The 21,666-nt window shown below is 63.9% G+C and carries 19 protein-coding genes and 1 pseudogene; 13 read left to right on the forward strand and 7 right to left on the reverse strand.

Annotated features, from left to right (window positions below):
* Positions 1-533 precede the first annotated feature (533 nt).
* Together dgoD and BM083_RS21940 are read left to right on the forward strand one after the other, a co-directional pair.
* The gene (gene dgoD / locus BM083_RS21935; protein ID WP_009377758.1) at positions 534-1,694 is read left to right on the forward strand and encodes a galactonate dehydratase; all 1,161 of its coding nucleotides are present in this window, start codon (positions 534-536) and stop codon (positions 1,692-1,694) included.
* A 114-nt stretch (positions 1,695-1,808) separates the two neighbouring features.
* Positions 1,809-3,833: pseudogene (locus BM083_RS21940) on the forward strand (beta-galactosidase).
* 155 nt (positions 3,834-3,988) lie between these two features.
* On the opposite strand, the gene BM083_RS21945 reads toward BM083_RS21940, so the two are convergent.
* Complete coding sequence (locus BM083_RS21945) at positions 3,989-4,642, reverse strand: bifunctional 4-hydroxy-2-oxoglutarate aldolase/2-dehydro-3-deoxy-phosphogluconate aldolase (protein WP_089872674.1); 654 nt, start codon at positions 4,640-4,642, stop codon at positions 3,989-3,991.
* Between the two features lie 429 nt (positions 4,643-5,071).
* Complete coding sequence (locus BM083_RS21950; protein WP_089872676.1) at positions 5,072-5,722, reverse strand: DUF1028 domain-containing protein; 651 nt, start codon at positions 5,720-5,722, stop codon at positions 5,072-5,074.
* A gap of 113 nt (positions 5,723-5,835) precedes the next feature.
* Between BM083_RS21950 and BM083_RS21955 the strand changes: the two genes are divergently transcribed.
* Both BM083_RS21955 and BM083_RS21960 read left to right on the forward strand, forming a co-directional pair.
* A complete protein-coding gene (locus tag BM083_RS21955) occupies positions 5,836-7,452 on the forward strand; it encodes a gamma-glutamyltransferase family protein (RefSeq protein WP_089872678.1) in 1,617 nt (538 codons plus the stop codon).
* 1 nt (position 7,453) lies between these two features.
* Positions 7,454-8,758 carry an OFA family MFS transporter gene (locus BM083_RS21960; RefSeq protein ID WP_089872679.1) on the forward strand — a complete coding sequence of 435 codons (1,305 nt, stop codon included), beginning with the start codon at positions 7,454-7,456 and terminating at the stop codon, positions 8,756-8,758.
* Between the two features lie 494 nt (positions 8,759-9,252).
* Here BM083_RS21960 and BM083_RS24040 read toward each other — a convergent pair whose 3' ends face one another.
* Positions 9,253-9,381 carry a hypothetical protein gene (locus tag BM083_RS24040; protein ID WP_272942301.1) on the reverse strand — a complete coding sequence of 43 codons (129 nt, stop codon included), beginning with the start codon at positions 9,379-9,381 and terminating at the stop codon, positions 9,253-9,255.
* 86 nt (positions 9,382-9,467) lie between these two features.
* The gene (locus BM083_RS21965; RefSeq protein WP_089872681.1) at positions 9,468-11,789 is read right to left on the reverse strand and encodes a PGF-pre-PGF domain-containing protein; all 2,322 of its coding nucleotides are present in this window, start codon (positions 11,787-11,789) and stop codon (positions 9,468-9,470) included.
* A 192-nt stretch (positions 11,790-11,981) separates the two neighbouring features.
* Between BM083_RS21965 and BM083_RS21970 the strand changes: the two genes are divergently transcribed.
* From BM083_RS21970 to paaK, 4 genes are all read left to right on the forward strand, one after another.
* Positions 11,982-13,277 carry a 5'-deoxyadenosine deaminase gene (locus BM083_RS21970; protein ID WP_089872683.1) on the forward strand — a complete coding sequence of 432 codons (1,296 nt, stop codon included), beginning with the start codon at positions 11,982-11,984 and terminating at the stop codon, positions 13,275-13,277.
* Between the two features lie 124 nt (positions 13,278-13,401).
* On the forward strand, positions 13,402-13,605 hold the full coding sequence (locus tag BM083_RS21975; protein WP_089872685.1) for a hypothetical protein: 204 nt from the start codon (positions 13,402-13,404) through the stop codon (positions 13,603-13,605).
* Between the two features lie 65 nt (positions 13,606-13,670).
* Positions 13,671-13,826 carry a DUF7563 family protein gene (locus BM083_RS24250; protein WP_449405006.1) on the forward strand — a complete coding sequence of 52 codons (156 nt, stop codon included), beginning with the start codon at positions 13,671-13,673 and terminating at the stop codon, positions 13,824-13,826.
* Positions 13,827-14,358: 532 nt separating this feature from the next.
* The gene (gene paaK, locus BM083_RS21980; RefSeq protein ID WP_089872687.1) at positions 14,359-15,645 is read left to right on the forward strand and encodes a phenylacetate--CoA ligase PaaK; all 1,287 of its coding nucleotides are present in this window, start codon (positions 14,359-14,361) and stop codon (positions 15,643-15,645) included.
* Between the two features lie 59 nt (positions 15,646-15,704).
* Here paaK and BM083_RS21985 read toward each other — a convergent pair whose 3' ends face one another.
* Both BM083_RS21985 and BM083_RS23620 read right to left on the reverse strand, forming a co-directional pair.
* Positions 15,705-16,094, reverse strand: a complete 390-nt coding sequence (locus BM083_RS21985; protein ID WP_089872727.1) for a PaaI family thioesterase — start codon at positions 16,092-16,094, stop codon at positions 15,705-15,707.
* 113 nt (positions 16,095-16,207) lie between these two features.
* Positions 16,208-16,360 carry a hypothetical protein gene (locus tag BM083_RS23620; RefSeq protein WP_177197742.1) on the reverse strand — a complete coding sequence of 51 codons (153 nt, stop codon included), beginning with the start codon at positions 16,358-16,360 and terminating at the stop codon, positions 16,208-16,210.
* A gap of 219 nt (positions 16,361-16,579) precedes the next feature.
* Between BM083_RS23620 and BM083_RS23625 the strand changes: the two genes are divergently transcribed.
* The 5 genes from BM083_RS23625 (at position 16,580) to BM083_RS22005 (ending at position 20,228) form a co-directional block, all read left to right on the forward strand.
* On the forward strand, positions 16,580-16,741 hold the full coding sequence (locus BM083_RS23625) for a hypothetical protein (protein ID WP_177197743.1): 162 nt from the start codon (positions 16,580-16,582) through the stop codon (positions 16,739-16,741).
* 157 nt (positions 16,742-16,898) lie between these two features.
* Positions 16,899-18,017 carry a pyruvate dehydrogenase (acetyl-transferring) E1 component subunit alpha gene (pdhA, locus tag BM083_RS21990; RefSeq protein ID WP_089872729.1) on the forward strand — a complete coding sequence of 373 codons (1,119 nt, stop codon included), beginning with the start codon at positions 16,899-16,901 and terminating at the stop codon, positions 18,015-18,017.
* A complete protein-coding gene (locus BM083_RS21995; RefSeq protein ID WP_089872689.1) occupies positions 18,014-19,021 on the forward strand; it encodes an alpha-ketoacid dehydrogenase subunit beta in 1,008 nt (335 codons plus the stop codon). Before pdhA ends, BM083_RS21995 begins: the two co-directional genes overlap by 4 nt.
* A gap of 51 nt (positions 19,022-19,072) precedes the next feature.
* The gene (locus tag BM083_RS22000; RefSeq protein ID WP_089872691.1) at positions 19,073-19,456 is read left to right on the forward strand and encodes a PaaI family thioesterase; all 384 of its coding nucleotides are present in this window, start codon (positions 19,073-19,075) and stop codon (positions 19,454-19,456) included.
* Between the two features lie 253 nt (positions 19,457-19,709).
* A complete protein-coding gene (locus BM083_RS22005; protein WP_089872693.1) occupies positions 19,710-20,228 on the forward strand; it encodes a pyridoxamine 5'-phosphate oxidase family protein in 519 nt (172 codons plus the stop codon).
* A gap of 73 nt (positions 20,229-20,301) precedes the next feature.
* Here BM083_RS22005 and BM083_RS22010 read toward each other — a convergent pair whose 3' ends face one another.
* Positions 20,302-21,306, reverse strand: a complete 1,005-nt coding sequence (locus tag BM083_RS22010) for an LLM class flavin-dependent oxidoreductase (protein WP_089872695.1) — start codon at positions 21,304-21,306, stop codon at positions 20,302-20,304.
* Between the last annotated feature and the right edge of the window lie 360 nt (positions 21,307-21,666).

Genomic DNA, 21,666 nt, shown 5'->3' on the forward strand with positions numbered 1-21,666 from the left:
CGAGAAGGAACTAACAGATTTAGAGAATGAGTCGGAGCATATAGAATTGTGAGAAGATAGCACAACTGTGACGAGCGTACAGAAGAGACGATTCGGTCAGAGAACCGTGAAACGAGAACGTGAACAACACAAGTACCACCGCGGCCCAGTGACAGCGACGTCGACTCGCTCGAAACTACTTTCGGAAGGAGAGCGACAGTAGTCACGAGGTGAGCGATGGCAGCACGCTAACTAGAACGGGCAGTAGAGACATAGATAGTCGAGAGAGAAGCGAACGACCCATACTGTCACGGTCTAGCAGTTCGTGTCTGACGTAGAGTGCCCTGCCAAAAGTATTGTTATAATAGGGCAATATATCCCTCCAAATGATACAGATTTGGCGGGTATTTGATTATTTGCCGAAGAGAGACAACAGCCCAGTGAGATTGTAGAGCGGAAGTTACAGCGGTAGTGCTGTAATACTACGAGTACGTCCACCACTCACCGGGAGAAAGACTATGCAATCAGACACACAATCCACAGGACAAGAGACGATGAACACGAACCCGATTATCGACTACGAGTTGTTCGAGGTACCACCGCGATGGATGTTCCTGCGCGTCGAGACAGCCGACGGAACGGTTGGCTGGGGTGAGCCAGTCGTCGAGGGCCGTTCACACACGGTTCGCGCCGCCGTCGAGGAACTGATGGACAACTATCTCGTCGGCGAACCGGCCAACGCCATCGAGGACCACTGGCAGACGATGTATCGCGGCGGGTTCTATCGCGGCGGACCGATTCTGATGTCGGCCATCGCCGGCATCGACCAAGCGCTGTGGGACATCAAAGGCAAGTCGCTCGACGCGCCCATCTACGAACTCCTCGGCGGAGCAGCACGCGACAGCATCCGCGTCTACCAGTGGATCGGCGGCGACCGACCCTCCGAAGTCGCCGACGAAGCGGCACAGAAAGTCGACGCGGGCTTCTCCGCACTGAAGATGAACGCGACGGAGGAGTTAGAGCGCGTCGACAACCCCTCTGCCGTCGAAGACGCCGTCGACCGACTGCGGAAGGTCAGAGACGCCGTCGGCGACGAAGTCGACATCGGCGTCGACTTCCACGGACGTGTGACGAAACCGATGGCGAAGCGTCTCGCGAAGGCGCTCGAACCCTACGACCCCATGTTCATCGAGGAACCGGTGCTCCCGGAACACAACGATGCGCTGCCGGACATCGCCGCGCACACGACGATTCCCATCGCGACCGGCGAGCGGATGTACTCTCGATGGGACTTCAAGGAGGTCTTCGAAGACGGCGCAGTCGACGTGATTCAACCGGACCTCTCGCACGCCGGCGGCATCACCGAGGTCAAGAAGATTGCCAGTATGGCCGAAGCCTACGACGTCGCACTCGCGCCGCACTGCCCGCTGGGACCCATCGCACTCGCGTCCTGTATCCAAGTGGACGCCTGTACGCCGAACGCGCTCATCCAAGAACAGAGTCTGAACATCCACTACAACGAGACGTCCGACGTCCTCGACTATCTGGAAGACGTGACGGTGTTCGACTACGACGACGGCTACGTCTCTATCCCCGACGGGCCGGGACTCGGCATCGACATCAACGAGGAGCACGTCCGCGAACAAGCCGAGAAGACTGTCAACTGGCACAACCCCATCTGGCGGCACGAAGACGGGAGCATCACCGAGTGGTAACGGGGCATCCCGCTGCTCGAACTCTAGTGACTAGTTCACTCAATCGAACCGTATCTTTCACGAAGCGTTCGGCGGTCCGCACGTTGATATACTACCACCGTGATGGGCACACGTATGTCGATAGGCGTCTGCTACTTCCCGGAGCACTGGCCAGAGGAGCGACTCGAAGCCGACATCGAGCAGATGGCGGCGGCGGGGCTGGAATACGTTCGAATGGGTGAGTTCGCCTGGTCGAAGTTCGAACCGGAACCGGGCGAGTACGACTTCGAGTGGCTGGACCGCGCCGTCTCGCTCGTCGGAGACCACGGGATGCAGGCGGTGTTGTGTACGCCGACGGCGGCCCCGCCGAAGTGGCTCGTCGACGAGTATCCCGACGTTCGACAAGAGGAACCAGACGGGACGGTCCGAGACTACGGTGGTCGCCGACACTACTGTTTCAACTCGCCCGTCTATCGTCGCGAGAGCCGTCGAATCGTCGAGAAGCTAGCGAACCACTTCGCCGACCATCCGGCCGTCGCCGGATGGCAAACCGACAACGAGTACGGCTGTCACGGGACGTTACACTGTTACTGCGACGACTGCGCGAGCGCGTTCAGAGACTGGTTACGCGCGACGTACGACGACGTCGACGACCTGAACGACTGTTGGGGAACCGGCTTCTGGAGTCAGGACCTGAACTCGTTCGCGCAGGTCGACCCGCCGCGGCACACGGCCGCCGACCACCACCCCTCGCGGTTGTTGGACTACGACCGGTTCACCAACGACGGCGTCGTCGCCTACAACCGACTCCAAGTCGAGGCGCTCCGCGAGGCGAACGACGAGTGGTTCGTGACGCACAACTTCATGTCTCACGACGGCCTGAACGCCTACGACGTGGCCGAAGACCTCGACTTCGCGTCGTGGGACTCCTACCCGACGGGACACGTCCAAGCGCATCACGAGTCGGTGTCGGCCGACGAGTTCCGCGCCGGCAACCCGGACAACCTGGGCATCGACCACGACATCTACCGGAGCATGACCGACGCACCACACTGGGTGATGGAGCAACAGCCGGGCGACATCAACTGGCCGCCGTACTCGCCGCAGCCCGCCGACGGTGCGATGCGACTGTGGGCGCACTACGCTGTCGCCCACGGTGCGGACGTCGTCGCGTACTTCCGCTGGTGACGGTGCCTGATGGGACAAGAGCAGTACCACAGCGGCCTGCTCAGACAGGACGGCGAACCCGACGCGGGCTACCACGATGCGGTCGAAGCGGCGGCAGACCTCGACCGACTCGCGGCGGCGACGGACGACGACAAAGCCGACGCGGCGACAGGCGACGTCGCACTCCTCCACGACTACGACAACCTCTGGGCACTGGACAAAGAGCCGAACACGCCCGAGTTCGACTACTGGCAACATCTGGAGACGTACTACGCGGCGCTCCGCCGTCGGTCGGTCACCGTCGACGTCGTCTCTCCAACGACACCGCTCGCCGACTACGAGGCAGTCGTCGCGCCGACGCTCTACCTCACGGACGACGAACGCGCCGAGACGCTGGAGTCGTACGTCGACGGCGGCGGTGAACTACTGCTGACGATGCGGTCCGGCGTGAAAGACCCGTACAACAAACTGCACGACGCCCCGCAACCCGGACCGCTCCGGTCGCTCGTCGGTGCCACCGTGGACCAACACGAGAGCGTCCCCGAGTCGTTGGCCAATACGGTCGACTACGCGGGCCGGCAGTTCGACAGTCACGTCTGGAACGAGTGGCTGGTTTCCGACGACGACACGGACGTACTCGGTCGGTACGACGACGGTCCCGCCGACGGGACGGCCGCCGTCGTCCGGAGCGAGCGAGGAACGGGGTCGACGACGTACGTCGGTACGTGGCCGAAACCGGCGTTCGCAGACGCACTCGTCGGTGACCTACTCGACCGAACTGGCGTGGAGACGACAGACCCACTTCCCGACCACGTGCGGTTCACCCGGCGGGGCGACCTGACGTGGGTCGCGAACTTCGGTGGCGAGGCCCTCACCGTCGACGCACCCGCAGACGTCACGTGGGAACTCGGCGGCGAGACGGTCGGCGCCTGCGACGTGTCGGTGACGGACGCGGCCCCGTCTGCGCTGTCGATTCGCGAGGAGTCTCGATAGCACGCCGGGTCGCCCTTTCGGGTCGACGCCGACAGTACCGGGACGACAGCGAACCGCTCGGCGAGCCAGTTCGGCCAGTAGACCGAGAGACCGAGAGACCAGACGGACGTCGAGAGCGGCGAGCGGTCTCGACGTGCGGTCGATGCGCAGTCGCGTTACTCGGCGCGAGCAGTCTCGACGGCGTCGACGAACTCGGCGGCGCGTGCTTCGACGGCGTCCATGTCGCCACGCTCGATGGCCTCGTAGTCGACGAGTGCCGACCCGGCACCGACGGCGACGGCACCGGCGTCGAAGTAGTCGGCCGCGTTGTCCGCCGACACGCCACCGGTCGGCATGATGGGGATGTCACCGAGCGGTCCGCGGAGTGCGCCGACGTGGTCGGGGCCGACGACCGACGCGGGGAACAGTTTCAGGATGTCCGCACCGGCTTCCAGCGCGTCGACGGCTTCCGTCGGCGTCATGACGCCCGGGATACAGACCACCTGTGCTCGATTACAGCTGTCGACGACCGCTTCGTCGAAGTTGGGCGCGAGGACGAACTCTGCGCCGGCGTCGATTGCGCGTCTCGCCGTCGGTTCGTCGAGAACGGTTCCCGCGCCGACGACGGCGTCAGTCTCCGCCAGTGCGTCGTCGATTGCCGCAATCATCTCTGCGTAGTCTCCGGCGTCAGCCGTGACTTCAAGTGCGGTGACGCCGCCCGCGTGAATCGCCTCCGCGACGTCGACGATTTGGTCTCTGGGGATTCCACGGAGCACAGCGACGACGCCGCTGTCGATGAGCTGCTGCTGGACGGACTGCTTTCTCGTCATGAATCGCGCTTCGCGTGACGCCGAGAAAAAGTTACCCCGTGACGTGGAGGGAAGCCACGGGCGAAGGAGAGAACTGTCGAGCGACGAGAGACGACCGACTCCCACCTCGTAGATAGAGTAAGTTGGAATAAGTCGGGGGCGGGTGCAGTACACGAGGATTGAACAGGGCGTGTCGGGAGCGACCGAGAAGAGACTGTTCAAGAACTGTAGACATTCTACAATTTTTAGAAATCGTTCCGAGAAACAGTTTGTATCCGCTCTGAGGGAAAAGAGAGATGTCGTCGAAGAGAGGATACCGCTCACGTGGGTTCGGGACACGAGAGTCGTTCGTCTCGTCGTGTGTTTCGATTCGGATTTTTTCCCACTCCTAATTTGTACAAGTTGTTGCGTCTGCTGTATCCGCAGTAGGATGGTCGTGAGCGGTGTCGTTCAGTCGAAGATTCTGGACTTCTTTGCCTCGGTGAACTGCTCGCTGGCCTCGCGGGCAGCCTCGTACACCCGCCGGAGTTCCGCGATGGGCGTCTCGTGTTCGTCCACCCGCAGGTCGTGGTAGATGGTCGTCTCGGGGGCTTTGACCTTCAGCGCCGCGGAGGTGTGGCCGCGTTTGTCGCCGCCGGCCTCCTTGCCCGCGGCGAGGGCGTCGACGAGGCGTTCGCCGACCTGCCCGTCGCTCTCTCGATACGCCTCGACGGCGGCCGAGAGCGTCTCACCGTTCGCGAGCATGTTACCGGCGACGGTGATACCCTCGTCGCCGTGGACTTCGTGGCCGAACCAGCCGTCGCACTCGTCGCCGGAGAAGGCGTAGGCGTTCCCTCGAAAGTCAATGCCGTGGACCTGCCGGAGTTCGCGGTGGTCGTCCTGTGTGAGGAGTCCAGAGAGCGCGTCGTCGACGGCGAGGTCCGGCAGTAACTCGATACCGCGTCGACCGAGGCGGACGTTGACGAAGCTTTGGGTGCTGATGACTCCGTCGTGAGAGATACACGGAGCGAGCGCGCCGACGGCGGGAGCGTCTGTCGCGACGGCGACACCGAAGACGGGGCCGTCGTCTGTCTCTTCACGGACACAGATGGAGAACGTCATAGCTGAGAGTCAGTGTCGCGGGAGGTATAGTCTCCACCGAACTCATTCGGGTGGTGACATACCGAATAGGTTTGGTGGACGGTTTTATAGGGTGTGTCCAAACCTTGTGGTATATGGTAGACATCGACAAATACCACTCCCGTCGGTCGACCGTCTACGGTCAGCGCGGCGTCGTCTCGACGAGTCAACCGCTGGCGGCACAGGCGGGCATCGAGATGCTCAGGCGCGGCGGCAACGCCTTCGACGCGGCCGTTGCCTCGGCGGCGGCGTTGAACGTCGTCGAGCCGACCAGTACGGGTATCGGTGGCGACGTCTTCGGCCTCTATCGGACCGCCGACGGCGACGTCGGCGCGATGCGCAGTTGTGGCGGCGCGCCCGCCGAGGCGACGATAGAGAACGTCCGCGAGGCCGTCGCCGAAGCGGAGGACGAAGATCCGGAAGACGTCGAGATGCCGGACACCGGTCCGCACACCGTCACCGTCCCCGGAACCGCCCGCGGGTGGGAGACGACAATCGAGGAACTCGGTCGACTCACGCTCTCGGAGGTGCTCGAACCCGCGATTCGCTACGCGAAAGAGGGCTACCCCGTCACCGAGGTCATCGCCAGCCACTGGACCTACGCCGAGGAGTTGTTCGAGGACGACCACGCCCGCGAGGCGTACCTGCTGAACGACCGCGCCCCGAAGATGGGCGAGACGATGCGGCTTCCGAACCTCGGCGAGACGATGCAAGCCATCGCCGACGAGGGCGCAGACGTCGTCTACGAGGGCCACGTCGCCGAGGCCATCGCCGAAGAGATTCAGTCGAAGGGCGGGTTCATGACCGTCGACGACCTCGCCGAGTTCGAACCGGAGTTCCTCGACCCCATCAGTACGACCTACAACGGCGTCGACGTCTACGAACTGCCGCCGAACAATCAGGGACTCATCGCGCTCGAAGCGCTCAACATCGCACAGGTCCGCGGCGCGGGCGACCACGACCTGCACTCCGTCGAACGCGTCCACGAGTTCGCCGAGGCGACCCGACTCGCCTTCCACGACGGCCACCGCTACATCACCGACCCGAAGTACGAGGAGATTCCGCCGCTGAACTCGCAGACGTATGCAGAGGAGCGCGCCGCCAACATCGGCGACGAGCGGATGGAGGACGTCTCCTTCGGCGTGCCGGGAGCCAACGCAGAAGACGCCGACACCGTGCTTCTGTGTGTCGCCGACGACGAAGGCAACGTCGTCTCCTACATCAACTCTCGGTTCGCCGGGTTCGGCAGCGGCCTCGTCGCTGGCGACACGGGCATCGCACTCCAGAACCGCGGGGCGTCGTTCTCGCTAGACCGCGACCACCCGAACCGTCTCGAACCGGGGAAGCGTCCGTTCCACACGCTCGTCCCCGCCGTCGCCCAACTGGGAGAAGACGACTGGGCGGCGTTCGGCGTGATGGGCGGCTACATGCAACCGCAGGGCCACGTACAGGTCATCTCCAACATCGTCGACTACGGGATGAGCCTCCAAGAGGCACTGGACGAACCGCGCTGGCGATACCGCGAGGACGGCACGCTCGCCGTCGAGGAGCACATGGCGTCGGGTATCCCGACGAAGTTGGCTCGGAAGGGCCACGACGTGCGCATCCTCCCCGGCTTGCAGTTCGGTGGCGCACAGATCGTCCGTAACGAGGACGGGACGCTCTCCGGAGCGACAGAACCACGCAAAGACGGGCTGACCATCGGGTACTGAGATGGCGGACGACACCGACTACGGCGCGCGGGCACGCGAGGAACTGGGCTTCTCGCGGTGGTGGCTCGTCGCCGCCGCCGCGCTGGCGATGGCCGTCGTCAGTCCGTACCAGTACGTCTGGTCCTCCATCGAAGGACCACTCGCCTCGGACCTCGGCATCCCGCTGCCGCAGTTGGGACTCGTGTTCACGCTGTTCGTCATCGTCCAGTCGGGGTCGCAGTTTCCCGTCGGGTGGTGGCGCGACAGACACGGCCCGCGACTGCTCACGCTCGGGGCGGCCGTCCTCGCCGGCGGCGCGTACTACCTGCTGTCGTTCGCGACCGAGGTCTGGCAGTTGTACGTCCTCTACTCGCTGGGGGCGCTCGGCGTCGGCATCGTCTACACCATCTCGGTGAACACGGCGCTGAAGTGGTTCCCCGACCGGAAGGGCCTCACCACCGGCGTCGGCACGATGGCGTTCGCCGCCGGGGCGGCGCTGTTCATCCCGTACGTCCGAGGCAACGCGACGGCCGGTGGATACCCCGACGTGCTCCAGAACATGGGCATCGTCATCGGTGTCGGCATCCTCGTCGCGGCGGCCGTCCTCCGGGACCCACCGCAGTCGTGGTACGACGCCCGGAAAGCCGACCAAGCCGCTGCGGCCGAAGCCAACGGCACAGAAGACGCCTCGAAGCGCGACTACCACTGGAAGGAGATGCTCCGGACGTGGCAGTTCTGGCTGATGTACGGCATGTTCGTCGCCGTCAGCGGGGCCGGACTGATGCTCACGGCCAAAATCGTCTCGTTCGCGCAGGCGGTGTCGCTCGACGCCGGAACCGTGACGGCGGCGGCGGCGCTGTTGCCCGTCGCGGGCGGCGTCGGCCGCCTCGTCATGGGCGAACTCTCGGACCGTCTCAACCGAAGGCTCGCGATGGCCGCCTCGTTCAGCCTCTGTGGACTCGGACTCTTCGCCGTCGTCGCCTTCGGCCAGACCGGAACGACTGTCGGCTTCCTCGCCGCCGTCGTCATCGCGACGTTCTTCTGGAGTCCGCAGTACACGCTCTTCCCGAGCATCGTCGCCGACTACTACGGCGAGGCGAACTCGTCGGCGAACTACGCGCTGCTCTACTCGGGGAAGATGTGGGGCGGCGTCTTCGGTGGGGCCGTCGCCGGGTGGGTCGTCACGCAAGTTGGCTGGACGACGACGTTCCAACTCGGCGGCGTGCTCGCCCTCGTGGCCGGAATCGCGGCGCTCGCGCTCCGTTCGCCGGGACCCGCACCAGAGAGCGTCACTCGCCCGATAGCGACGACTGGCGAGGACGACTGATTGGTGAAGAGACGACCCTGTGGAGTGGTCGTCGGGAAGCGAGGTGAGGTACGGTGAGGTGAGACGAGGCGCGCGCGACGAAAGCTGACTTCGAACGAGCGGTCACGGGGGACGTCTTCGACGAAGGAGTGTCGACGGGGAACGTCCTCGACGAAGGAGTGTCGACGGGGAACGTCCTCGACGAAGGAGTGTCGACGGGGACGTACGCGCCGTAACGCGAATTGACGGGCACCGTCGCTCGCGAGTGAGATATAACAGCGCGGGAGAACTGGCGTCAGGCTTCGTGTACCCCTACCCGAAGACCTGCCGCACGGTCCCGCGTTTCGTACCCGATAGTGGGGACACCATGGATATATGTTTTGTGTCGTACGACCGTCTGACGGAGCAAAGGTTACGAGCCAGAGAATCGAGAGAGGAGTGCCTCAGAAGGCGAAAAACGTCGATTGACGCACGGGCACGCGAGTGCGTCAATCGCGTACGGGAGGAGGAAGGGGTTAGTCGCCCGGGTTGTTGCCGCGCTGATACTGCGCGACCATCTTCCACATGGTGTTGTCGAGCGTCCCTTCGCCGGATGCGTCGACGAGTTGCCGGTAGAGGCTCTCGGAGACGGTGATTTCTGGCATCACCACTGTGTAGGTCGTGAGGATATAAAATAGTACTGTAATACGTAATCGAGTAAGTTGTCGGATGCGCAGGGTGTGGAGAGCGCTCAGTCGCGGCGGCGTCCGGCGAACAGGGCACAGAGCGCCAGCGCGACGAGGGCGAGCACCAGACCGAATCCGGGACTCGTCGTCGCCGTCTCCGGCGTCGTCACCACGTCAGTGGGAGCGTCGTCAGACAGGTCGTCCGCCGAAGCCGTCACGGTTTCGACGGGCGTCGTCGCCTCGGCGTCGACAATCGGCGCGTCAGTCTCGGCCTCCACCGCTCCGATGACGAACAGCGAGAGGCCGGGGACGGTCGCACGGAACGTGTAGGTGTCGTCCGTCTCCTCGACGAGGTTGAGGTCGTAGGTGACCCACTCGCCGTCGACGAGACGGTACAGCACGAGCGACTCTGGCGTTGCGTTCTTCGCTTCAATGGTCGAGCGGTTCACGTCGAAGGTGAACGTCACCGACTCGACGGACGCGTCGCTCATCTCGTGGTCGACGCGGAGGTAGCCAACCGACGACTGGCCGTCGGGGTCGGGCGTCTCGGCGTCGAACGTGGTCGGACTGTACTCGACGCGGAAGTCGAAGTCGGCCCGTTCAGCGAACGTGACGCTCATCTCCGAGAGTGTCGCCCCGTCGCGGACGGTGCGGGTGGTGACGTTCACCGGGTCGAAGGTGACGTTGACCGTACTGCCTGCAGTCGCCTGCGTGATTCGGACGCTCGTCTCCGTCTCCGAATCGACGGCCGTGACGCTCGCGAGTCCGTCGTCGACGTGGGTCAGGAGTGTCGGAACCGGGGTCGGTTGCTTGTGCTTCTTGCTCTTCGTCGGGACGTCGACGTCGAACGTCCACGTGGTGGTTCCGACGTTACCAGTCGTATCCTCGACCGACAGCGTCACGCGAATCTTCTGCTCGTCGAGTTGGAGACCGGCCTCCTTCGGCGAGAAGGTGAGTTCACCGGTTGTAGTGTCAACACTGACGCCCGCAGACGAGGACGTGGCGTCGTGGACGTACAGTTTTGTCTCGTCGGCGCGTTCGACCGTCACGGCGAGCGTCTTCCAGTCGACGTCGTTCGCGTCAGCGACGGTGGCACTGATGGTCGACGTTCGAGACGAGACGCGGGTCGTCGGCGAGGGGCCGGAGAACGTCGGCGCAGTCGTATCGAGCGTCACGGTGTCCGAGAGTGTCTCCGTGTTCCCAGCCGTGTCCGTCGCCATCACGGTGAGCAAGACGGGGCCGTCGGCGGCCGATGGCTTGGTGACGACGAACGTGCCGTACCAGCCCTCGGTGTCGTGAGACGGAATGACGTTGATGTGTAGGAGATGTTGCTTCTGGAGCGCGACTGCCTCCGATCCACCGAGCGGGGAAGCGTCGACGGTCACACTGTCGACGTCCGAAGTCGGGTCGACCGCCTGCACCGAGACGACGACGGTGTCGCCCTCGGTGACGAACTCGCTGCCGTCGGACCCGACGACTTCGAGTTTCGTTATCGTCGGGGCGGTGGTGTCGACGGTAATCGCACTCGGATTCGTGAGGGACTTTCCAGCCCTGTCGGTCGCAACCACGGGAATCCAGACGATTCCGTCAGTGAGCGTCTCGTCTTCGAGCGTATAGGTCGCCTCGAAGCTATCGCCCTCCGTGTGGTCGAGGGAGAGTTTCGAGGGGCCGCCGAGTGCAGTGACGTCGGCGGTCACAGCGTCGAGCCCGGAGAGCGCGTCGGTGGCCGTCGCAGAGATGACCACCGTTCCGCCGACGCCGACCGTGTCGCCACCGGCCTGATTCGAGACGGTGACGTCGGAGAGCGACGGGGACGTGTCGTCGACGACGACGGCGTCCGATTCGGTCACGGTACGAGTGTTACCCGTGAGGTCTACGACAGTGAGCGTGAGGTCGTACGTTCCCGGTGAGAGCGATTCACCCGAGACGGTGTACGTCTGTTCAGTTCCGGACCCGAGGCTGGAAATCGGGGTCTTTCCGGTCAACGTCAGCGACGTCGTCGAGACGCCCCCGGCGTCCGTGGCACTGTAGCTGACGTCGAAGGAGTCAGACGACGTGACGTACACCGGCGAAGCCGACGTCGGCGAAGTGATAGATGCCGTCGGCTTGGTGGTGTCGCTGGGAGTCGACGTTGGTGTTGGCATCGGCGTCAGTATCGGGTAACAGCCGGGATAATACGGGTCAACGGAGCAGATCGGATCATCGTACGAGGCCGTCTCAGCACCGCCAGCAGTTCCGTCGCCGCTAAAGTGTACGGACGATATCGAGGCGAACTCCGGAACTGTTCCTGCGACAGCGATACCCGGAATACTCGCGAGCGTCCCGAGCAGGACACAGCAAATCAGGAGGATGTTCACCGCTCGTCGTCCGAATATAGAATCGTGCATTGGTTCTCTCCGAGAAGACACGTCTCTCTCGAATCGTCGACAACGAGGCCAAATACGGCGAAATCGGCATCAAGACTGCGAGAGAGCCGCGGTATTTTCTCGCCAACAGTCTGTTGTACAAGTATATAAAATACTATATGATAGAGAGTGACTCGCCGGGTTCATGTACCCGGACCCCTTTCGCGAGGAAGGATGCTACTCAGCGGAACGGTCGTCGCCGATTCGGCGACGGTCATCGACAACGGCGCGGTCGTCGTCGACGGGACGACCATCGAGGCGGTCGGCGAGCGCGAAGCACTCGTCGACCAGTACCCGGACCACGAGCGACGCGAGTACGACATCATTGCTCCAGGAATGGTCGGCAGTCACATCCACTCGGTGCAGAGTCTCGGCCGCGGCATCGCCGACGACACCGAACTGCTCGATTGGCTGTTCGACCACATCCTCCCGATGGAGGGGTCGATGAGCGCCGAAGAGATGCGGACGGCGGCGACGCTCGGCTACCTCGAACTCGTCGAGAGCGGCACGACCACCTGTATCGACCACCTCTCGGTCTCTCACGCCGACCAGGCGTTCGAGGCCGCCGGCGAAGTCGGAATCCGCGCCCTGATGGGCAAGGTGCTCATGGACAAGGAGTCCCCGGAGGCACTACAGGAGGACACCGAGGACGCACTGGCGGAGTCCGAGCGACTGATACAGCAGTACCACGGCGCCTTCGGCGACCGGGTTCGATACGCGGTGACGCCGCGGTTCGCGGTTACGTGCTCCGAAGCGTGTCTCCGCGGTGCTCGGCGACTGGCCGACGAGTACGACGGCGTCCGAATTCACACACACGCCAGCGAGAACTTGGGCGAAATCGCCGCCGTCGAGAAGGACACCGGGATGCGCAACGTCCACTGGCTGGACGAAGTGGGACTGACGGGCGAGGACGTCGTGCTCGCACACTGCGTCCACACCGACGCCTCCGAGCGCGAGGTACTCGCAGAGACCGGCACACACGTCACGCACTGCCCGTCGTCGAACATGAAACTCGCGAGCGGTATCGCTCCCGTGTTGGACTATCTGGACCGCGGCATCAACGTCGCACTCGGCAACGACGGCCCGCCGTGTAACAACACGCTCGACCCATTCACCGAGATGCGACAGGCCAGCCTCCTGCAGAAAGTCGACGAGTTGAACCCGACGGCGTTGCCCGCGGCGACGGCCTTCGAGATGTCGACTATCAACGGCGCGAAGGCGGCCGGATTCGAGACCCTCGGAGAGCTGAAACCGGGGTGGAAAGCCGACATCGTGGGCCTTCGGACCGACACGAGTCGAGCGACGCCGGTCCACGACGTGCTCTCGCATCTCGTCTTCGCGACCCACGGCGACGACGTGGCGTTCACGATGGTCGACGGCGAGGTACTGCTCGACGACGGCGACGTCGTCGGCGTCGACGCGGAGTCCGTTCGAGCGCAGGCCCAGGAGTACGCCGACCAGTACAGCTAATCGAACCGGGCTGCCACAAGGGATTACTGCGTTCCCGGCGAGTTCCGAGACAGATGTCTTCGACAGCGCTCGCTAAGACTGACGGACGCTCTGCCGACGTGACAGTGGTCCTGGAGGCGTCGGCGTGACGGCAGTCGACCCACCGCTCTCGGACGACCTCTGGGAGGAAGACGTGCCCGAAGCGCCGAGCGCCCGGCCCGAGTCGGACCTCGTCGCCGACGCGATGGCGGCGTTCTCGCTGTCGACGACCGAGGCCGAGACGCTGCTCGACTCCTACACGCCTCGACAGGTCGAGACGTTGCTGTTGCGACACTGGACGTCGGCGTAATCGTCTGGTTACCCAAACTGTTTGGGCATGACAACTATGCGAATTCACTTCCTTACAATGTTCGTATGCCGGAATGCAGCAACTGTGGGTCATTCGTCACCGTGGACTACGTCCGCGTCTTCGCGCCGAACGAGATGGACAACCCCCGGGTCTGTCCACACTGTGAAGATATGGTTCGAGACGGCTCAGGTGTTCGAAAAGCCCGTAGCGTTCGACAGTAACGTCACACCACACCGACGTCCGACAGTCGGTCGGTGAACTACACACTCCTTCACACCGCACAACACGCCGCACAGTCGAGACACAACTCACTACTCCAGCAACATCCAGAGGGGTGACAAAAGTTTAATTATTAACATTTTTTGAGAATTGTGGAAATTGTAAAAATTGTAGAAATTTTGTATTCGGGCTATCTGGGGCGTCTCGACTGAATATCTCCTGAGTTGTGGACAGATTCCGGAGAGAGGAGCAAGATAGAACTGGACACTTCGTGTTTTTGATTCACCAACAGCTGATTCGTCGAGTCGCCGCCGTCTCGTCGACGAGACACGAATCGAACGCACGTCCGCGTGGCCGACTCGCTCTCGCGAAGCTATCGGGGGACAAGTCGTCGACGAAGGCCCCGTCGAAGGAACTGGGCGAAGACGAGTCTCCTCCTAAACAGATACCTCGACGTCGGCCTCTGAACCGCACTTCCTTCGCGAGACTGTGACTGACGAAAACGTATTTAACGGTAGACGGTGGCGATTCTGTATGATCTATGATGAGGTAGAGACCGCGTCACGGGAGGACCTCGAAGACCTACAGAGTGAACGCCTCCGGGAGACGGTGGCGCACGCCTACGACCACGTCGAGTACTATCGCGAGGCACTGGACGAGGCGGGCGTCTCGCCCGACGATATCGAGAGCGTCGACGACATCTCGTCGCTCCCCTTCACGAAGAAAGAGGACTTCCGCGACGAGTACCCCGACGGGATGTTCGCCGTCGACTGGGCGGAGGTCAACCGTATCCACGCCTCCTCCGGAACGACGGGAAAGCCGAAAGTCGTCGCCTACACGGACGAGGACCTCGGCGTCTGGCGCGAGGTGATGGCCCGGTCGCTCTACGCGGCGGGCGTCCGCGAGGACCACGTCGTCCAGAACGCCTACGGCTACGGCCTCTTCACCGGCGGTCTGGGTTTCCACGACGGGATTCAGGAACTGGGTGCCTGCGTCATCCCGACCGGCGGCGGCAACACGGCGAGACAGATAGACATGCTCCAAGACCTCGAGAGCGACGTGCTCTGCTGTACGCCCTCCTACTGTCTCTACCTCGCCGAAGCGGCAGAGAAGCGCGGTATCGACGTACGCGACCTCCCGCTCTCGACAGTCGTCATCGGGGCAGAACCCTTCACCGACCCGATGCGCGAGGAGATAGAGGAAGCACTGGGCGTCACCGCCGTCGACGTCTACGGCCTTTCGGAGATTATCGGCCCGGGCGTCTCCATCGAGTGCGCCGACGCACAGGACGGCCTCCACATCTGGGAGGACCACTTCTACCCCGAAGTCGTCGACCCGACCACGGGCGAAGTCTTACCCGAAGGTGAAGAGGGCGAACTCGTGTTGACGACGCTCTCGAAGCAGGCCCTTCCGGTACTTCGCTACCGCACGGGCGACATGACGACGCTGAACTACGAGACCTGTGAGTGCGGGCGGACCGCCGTCCGCATGGGCAACGTCACCGGCCGCGCCGACGACCTGCTCATCGTCCGCGGCGTCAACGTCTATCCCAGCCAGATAGAGGAGGTCATGCTCGAACTCGACGAGGTGGCCCCGCACTACCGCATCGACCTGCGGCGCGAGGACAGCCTCGACCGCCTCGAACTGACGGTCGAACACCACGAGGAGTACCACGGGTCGACCGAGTCACTCCGCGAGGAAGTACAGGCCAAACTGGAGAGCGTCCTCGACGTGAAACCCGACAGTCTCGACATCGTCCCGCCGGGAGAGATCGGCCGCACCGAGGTCGGAAAAGTCCAGCGCGTCTTCGACCACCGCTGACACCGACTGACGACGAGTTTTTCGAACTCCGAGAACGCTGCCGTCCGGATATTAGACGGTCAGGGTCGGTAGACTCGCCCGCGGAAGGTGGCGAGACGTTCGCCGTCGCCTTCGGTGGTGAGGACGACTTCGTACTCGGCGGTGCGTCTGGTTAGGTGCGTCTCCGTCGCCGTCGCGAGAATGGTCGAACCGACTTCGACTGCCGACAGGTAGGAGATGTTCGTCTCTAGTGCGACGGCCGTCTCACCGTGGCTGTTGGAGGCGGCGGCGAACGCGGCGTCGGCGAGCGAGTAGATAGCCCCGCCGTGCGGCGTTCCGTGGAAGTTCACAAGGTCGTCGGTGACGGTCAACGCCGTCGTCGCCGACCCGGGTTCGAGCGCCCGGAGTTCGATGCCGAGCGTCGCACAGTAGGGGTCCGATTCGATACGTTCGCGGACCGCCGGAGCCACCGGCGTCGGCGTCTCCGCACTCGTCGTGGGTCCCGCCTCGTGTGTGCGAATCTCGCGAGAGTCCCCGTTCGCAGCGTCTCCACCGTCCCCAGAGTCGCCATCTCGTGGGTCGCTCATTCGACCCCTCCGCGTCCTCCGAGGGGGACGTTGACGGCGCGGATATCTGCGGTTTCGAGGCTGTCGACGAGGGCTGACACCGCCTCAGGAACCGACTCCACAGCGATACCGACGTGGTCGACCCGAATCGGCGTGTGGTGTGTGGACATGGTTGATGACTCGGTGCTGTCGTCTTAACCGTATTTACCGAACCGTTCGTGTCGAATCTACGATCCGTCACCGGGACGACGACTCCCCCGCGTTGGCAGTTCTGTAAAGAAATGCCCCGGAACGCCGTCGTTCTTTCGCCGAAATCGCCACTTTCCCGACGACTCTGTGATATCGTATCCCACACAATAGTTAATACAGATTGGAGAGCATGTTCGGCTATGGACTCCGCCAGTCCGACCGCCGACCGCATCGTTGGCAGTGAACACGTCTCTACCCACGGAGGGCTGACACTGGCGGAGAAATTTTTCGCGATATCCACAGCACGCTGGACGAGCGGCCGACTCGACGGGAGAGCAACCGACGGAGCCGGCCACGTCTAACCACGGACCCATCGTGTCCGACGACGACACGTCGCCCGACGACTCGACACCGTCGGACGCGACGAACACGAGCACGAACGACGTGCCGAACGAACGAATCGACCGACGACAGCATAGCAACCACCGACCGGACAGCCCAAACCACGAATCACTCCCCATGAGCGTACTCGACCACTCAACCGACGAATCGACGCGGTATCAGCTCTTGACCCTCGACGGGTCGAGAACCGACGAACCACTCCCCATCGACGTCGACGACGACACCCTGGTGGGTATCTACGAACACATGCGACTGGCGCGCCGCTTCGACGAGCGGGCGGTCAGCCTCCAACGACAGGGACGCATCGCCACCTATGCACCCCTCGCAGGCCAAGAAGCCTCGCAGGTCGCCAGCGCCTACGCACTGGACGCCCAAGACTGGCTCTACCCGACCTATCGAGACCACGCCGCGAAGGTGGTTCGCGGCGTCCCCATCGAGTCACTCTTGCTCACGATGATGGGCCACGGCGACGGCTATCGGGTTCCGGAGGGCGTCAACGTCATGCCGGAGTATATCCCCATCGCGACGCAGATTCCGCAGGCGGCGGGCGCGGCGATGGCCTCGCGCTACCTCGACGAGGATAGCGTCTACTGCTGCTACTTCGGTGACGGCGCAACCAGCGAGGGCGACTTCCACGAGGGATTGAACTTCGCGGGCGTCTTCGACGCTCCAGTCGTCTTCTTCTGTAACAACAACCAGTGGGCTATCTCCGTCCCTCGGGAGAAGCAGACGGCCAGCGAGACCATCGCTCAGAAGGCCGACGCCTACGGCTTCGAGGGAATCCAAGTCGACGGGACGGACCCGCTGGCCGTCTACGTCGCCACCCGAGAGGCCGTCGAGAAGGCGCGTAACCCGGGACCGGGTGAGACCCGACCGACGCTCATCGAGGCCGTCCAATACCGCTTCGGCGCACACACCACCGCCGACGACCCGGACGTCTACCGCGAAGGTGTCCCCGACGAGTGGCGTGACCGCGACCCCATCCCACGCTACGAGACGTTCCTCCGCGAGACGGGACGACTCGACGACGAGACGAAAGCCGAAATCGAAGACCGCATCGAATCCCGTCTCGCAGACGCGATCGAGACGGCAGAGTCGACGACGCCCGAACCCGTCTCGGCGATGTTCGAGCACGTCTACGCCGAACCGACGCCCGAACTCGACCGCCAACGCGAGGAACTGGAGCGACTCGTCGAGCGCTATGGAGAAGATGCCTTCCGGAGGGACCACTCGTGAGTCTCTCGTCCGCGGACTCCGACCAACTCACGCTCGTCGACGGCGTCCGTGAGGCCCTCCGGAGAGAGATGGCCGACGACGACCGGGTGCTCGTCCTCGGCGAGGACGTCGGGAAGAACGGCGGCGTCTTCCGTGCGACGGGCGGCCTCTACGACGAGTTCGGTTCGGCACGCGTCATCGACACGCCGCTGGCGGAATCCGGCATCGTCGGGACGAGTATCGGGATGGCGACGAAGGGACTCCGTCCCGTCGCCGAGATGCAGTTCATGGGGTTCATCTACCCCGCGTTCGACCAACTCGTCTCCCACGCTGCCCGCCTTCGAAACCGCAGCAGAGGACGATACACCTGTCCGATGGTCGTCCGCGCGCCCTACGGTGGCGGCATCCGCGCACCCGAACACCACTCCGAGTCGATGGAGGCGCTGTTCGCCCACCAACCGGGGCTGAAGGTGGTCGTCCCCTCGACGCCGAGCGACGCCTACGGTCTCCTCCGGGCGTCGATTCGTGACCCCGACCCCGTGGTCTTCCTCGAACCGAAGCGCATCTACCGGTCCTCCCGCGAACCGGTCGACTTCGACGCGGCACTCCCCGAGTTGGGCGAGGCCGTCGTCCGCCGCGAGGGGTCCGACGTCTCGGTGTTCACCTACGGCGCGATGGTCCCGGAGACGCTGGAGGCCGCAGAGATGGCCAAGGAGGACCTCGGAATCAGCGTGGAGGTGGTCGACCTCCGGACGCTCTCCCCGCTGGACCGCGAGACGATGGTCGACTCGCTGAAGCGGACGGGCCGCGCCGTCGTCGTCCACGAAGCGCCGCTCTCGGGCGGACTCGGCGGCGAAGTCGTCAGCGCGCTGCAAGAGGAGGGACTCTACCACCTCGAAGCGCCCATCAAGCGCGTCGGTGGGTACGACACGCCCGTGCCGCTGCACGCGCTGGAGGACTTCTACCTACCCGCACCGGTGCGCATCGCCGAGGGCATCCGCGAGACGGTCGAAGCCGAAGCCTGAGTTCGAGAGCGCCGACCCTATTTTTAAGACGAGCGGGGGTGACACCCGCACATGGACATCGAGGAGTTCTTCGAGACGATGCCGTTCGCCGACCTCTTGGGCGTCGAAATCACCGAAGCCGCAGACGGCCACGCCGAAGGACACATCGAGATGCGCGACGAGTTGTCGTGGAACACAGAGCGACAGATGGCCCACGGCGGCGTGACGTTCACCCTCGCCGACACGGTGGGTGGGGCGGCACTCGTCTCGCTCGTCGACCAACCCGTCCCGACCATCGACATGCGCATCGACTATCTGAGCGCCGGAACCGGTGACCTCCAAGCCGTCGCAGACGTAGTGCGACTCGGCGGCGACATCGGCGTCGTCGACGTCGACGTGTTCACCGAGGACGACGAACGCGCCGCGCAGGTTCGCGGCGTCTACAAGACGGGGTAGGCAGAGAGAGGGAGAGAGCGAATTTTTTGCGCGCCGACCGGCCGGTAGGCCGGTGGGTGGGGTGGAGGGGAGCGAAAAGAGGGTGGGAAGCGGAGAGGAGGGGGTGTGGGGGAGGAGAGGTGAAGGGAGGGAGTCGAGGTCACTCGAGTCGAGCGGCGCTATCGTCGACGACGACAGACCACAGAGAGATGTGGAGAGGGGGGTGTGGGGGGAGAGGCGAAGAGAGATGCGTACAGGCGGCGAACAGACAGCGATGACGAACACGGCGGACAGAGACGGCGGTCAGACCGAGCGAGAGATGACTCGGAGCAGACCAGAGACCGAAGAGAGCTACGGGATTCCCGAGGAGAGCGACGGACTGCTCCCGTGGTCGTTCGTCGAGGAGACGCTGGCCGACGACCGGAACTACTGGGTGTCGACGACACTGCCCGACGGTCGACCGCACGCTCGACCGGTCTGGGGCGTCTGGGTTGACGGGACGATGCACTGCGGCGGCGGCGAACGAACGCGGTGGGTCCGGAATCTCGCACAGAACCCCGCGATTACGATTCACCGCGAAGACGCCGAGACGGTTGTCATCGTCGAGGGGACGGCCGAGCGATACATGGAAGGCGAGGCGGACCCCGAGATACTGGAGCGCATCGACGACGCCTACGAGGAGAAGTACGGGATTCGACACGGAACGCCCGTCTTCGCGATTCGACCCGAGCGTGTGCTCGCGTGGAGCGACTATCCGAGCGACGCGACGCGGTGGACGTTCGGTAGCGAGTGAGCGAGGGGGGTGCGGGGGGAGTAGAGGAAGAGAGGAGTTGGGGAGGGTGCGGGAGGGGAAGAGGAGTCGAACTTCAGGCGAGGTTCGGCGCAACCTCGCTACCGAGACGCTCGATACACTCGGCCATCGCGTCGGTGCCGATGCCGGGGTGGTACGTTCGGAAGATGAAGTGCACGTCGTCGCCGAGCGCCTCGTGGTAGGTTTCGAGTTCCTCGGTCACCTGCTCGGGCGTGCCGAAGATGGCCTGCTCTTTCAGTTCCTTCTTTCGTTCGTCGGAGAGTTCGGTGACTTCCTCGCCGGAGAAGATTTCGGCGTACCGGCGCTGGATGTAGAGATAGCCGTCTTTCATCGTGTTCCACGCCTCCTCGCGGGAGTCGCCGACGAACCCGTGTTGGAGGACGTAGATCGTAAAGTCGTCGTCGAGTCCTTCCTTCTCACGCACCTGCCGGATGTCGTCGACGCGTTTCTTCACGCCGCCGACAGAGAGCGACGAGGGCGCACACCACCCGTCGGCAGTGCGGGCGGCGCGGCGAACGGCGGGCTTGGCCCCGCCGCCGAGCATGATGGGCAAGTGGCCGTCGGGTTTGGGCGTGACGGAGGTGTCGGGCGAGACGTCGTTGAACGGCGACTCGTGGCCGATGGGACCGTCGGACCACGCGCCTCTGAGGAGTTCAACGGTGTCGGCGAGACGTTCGACGCGTTCCTCCTCGGGGACGCCGAACTCCGCGAACTCGCGTGGGTTCGACCCGATGGCGAGACCGAGCGTGAGTCGGTTGTTCGAGACGAGGTCGACGGTGGCGGCGTCTTCAGCCAGCCTGACGGCGTTGTAGAGCGGCGCGAGCGCGATACAGGAGCCAATCTCTATCTCCTCGGTCTCGGCGGCCAGCGCGCCCAGTGCGGGCATCACGCCGGAGAGGTAGCCGTCGTCGAGGAAGTGGTGTTCGGAGACCCACGCGCTGTCGAGGCCGGCGTCCTCGATTGCTCGGGTGAGGGTCAGCATCTCGTCGTAGATGGCGCTCATCGACCGGTCGTCGTCCGGGCGGCGCTGGCAGGTGAACAAGCCCGTGCCGAGTTTCATGGTCGAGAGTCGGATGGGTGGAACTTAACGGTTTATCAGGGATTAGGCTGAGTCGAGTGTGAAGCCAGCCGTGGTCGGAACTGGAGAGATAGCAGGAACACGACCACGACCACTTGACAGACGAGACACCCACACCCTCCCCAACCGATTCGCTCACTCGCTTGCGCTCGTTCACTCATCCCTCGCGTGTGTGGTTCGCGGCCGTCGCCGCGAAGCCACGCGCCACGATGGTTGGTCAGTCCACGGGCGCTGGCCGCGCGACGGCGCGGCCGAAATGGGGGAGGGTAGGCGCGGTTCGGTGCTGTCCTCGGCGGACTTGCAAAGGGCGAGTGCTCTCGTCGGTTCCCGGAGGAAGTAAGC

Source organism: Halogranum rubrum (genome assembly GCF_900114455.1).
Classification (GTDB): Archaea; Halobacteriota; Halobacteria; order Halobacteriales; family Haloferacaceae; genus Halogranum; species Halogranum rubrum.

Coding starts and splice junctions, on each gene's coding strand:
- dgoD (WP_009377758.1), top strand. CDS start 534: ATGAACACGAACCCGATTATCGACTACGAGTTGTTCGAGGTACCACCG.
- BM083_RS21945 (WP_089872674.1), bottom strand. CDS start 4,642: ATGACGAGAAAGCAGTCCGTCCAGCAGCAGCTCATCGACAGCGGCGTC.
- BM083_RS21950 (WP_089872676.1), bottom strand. CDS start 5,722: ATGACGTTCTCCATCTGTGTCCGTGAAGAGACAGACGACGGCCCCGTC.
- BM083_RS21955 (WP_089872678.1), top strand. CDS start 5,836: ATGGTAGACATCGACAAATACCACTCCCGTCGGTCGACCGTCTACGGT.
- BM083_RS21960 (WP_089872679.1), top strand. CDS start 7,454: ATGGCGGACGACACCGACTACGGCGCGCGGGCACGCGAGGAACTGGGC.
- BM083_RS24040 (WP_272942301.1), bottom strand. CDS start 9,381: ATGCCAGAAATCACCGTCTCCGAGAGCCTCTACCGGCAACTCGTCGAC.
- BM083_RS21965 (WP_089872681.1), bottom strand. CDS start 11,789: ATGCACGATTCTATATTCGGACGACGAGCGGTGAACATCCTCCTGATT.
- BM083_RS21970 (WP_089872683.1), top strand. CDS start 11,982: ATGCTACTCAGCGGAACGGTCGTCGCCGATTCGGCGACGGTCATCGAC.
- BM083_RS24250 (WP_449405006.1), top strand. CDS start 13,671: ATGCCGGAATGCAGCAACTGTGGGTCATTCGTCACCGTGGACTACGTC.
- paaK (WP_089872687.1), top strand. CDS start 14,359: ATGATCTATGATGAGGTAGAGACCGCGTCACGGGAGGACCTCGAAGAC.
- BM083_RS23620 (WP_177197742.1), bottom strand. CDS start 16,360: ATGTCCACACACCACACGCCGATTCGGGTCGACCACGTCGGTATCGCT.
- BM083_RS23625 (WP_177197743.1), top strand. CDS start 16,580: ATGGACTCCGCCAGTCCGACCGCCGACCGCATCGTTGGCAGTGAACAC.
- pdhA (WP_089872729.1), top strand. CDS start 16,899: ATGAGCGTACTCGACCACTCAACCGACGAATCGACGCGGTATCAGCTC.
- BM083_RS22000 (WP_089872691.1), top strand. CDS start 19,073: ATGGACATCGAGGAGTTCTTCGAGACGATGCCGTTCGCCGACCTCTTG.
- BM083_RS22005 (WP_089872693.1), top strand. CDS start 19,710: ATGACGAACACGGCGGACAGAGACGGCGGTCAGACCGAGCGAGAGATG.
- BM083_RS22010 (WP_089872695.1), bottom strand. CDS start 21,306: ATGAAACTCGGCACGGGCTTGTTCACCTGCCAGCGCCGCCCGGACGAC.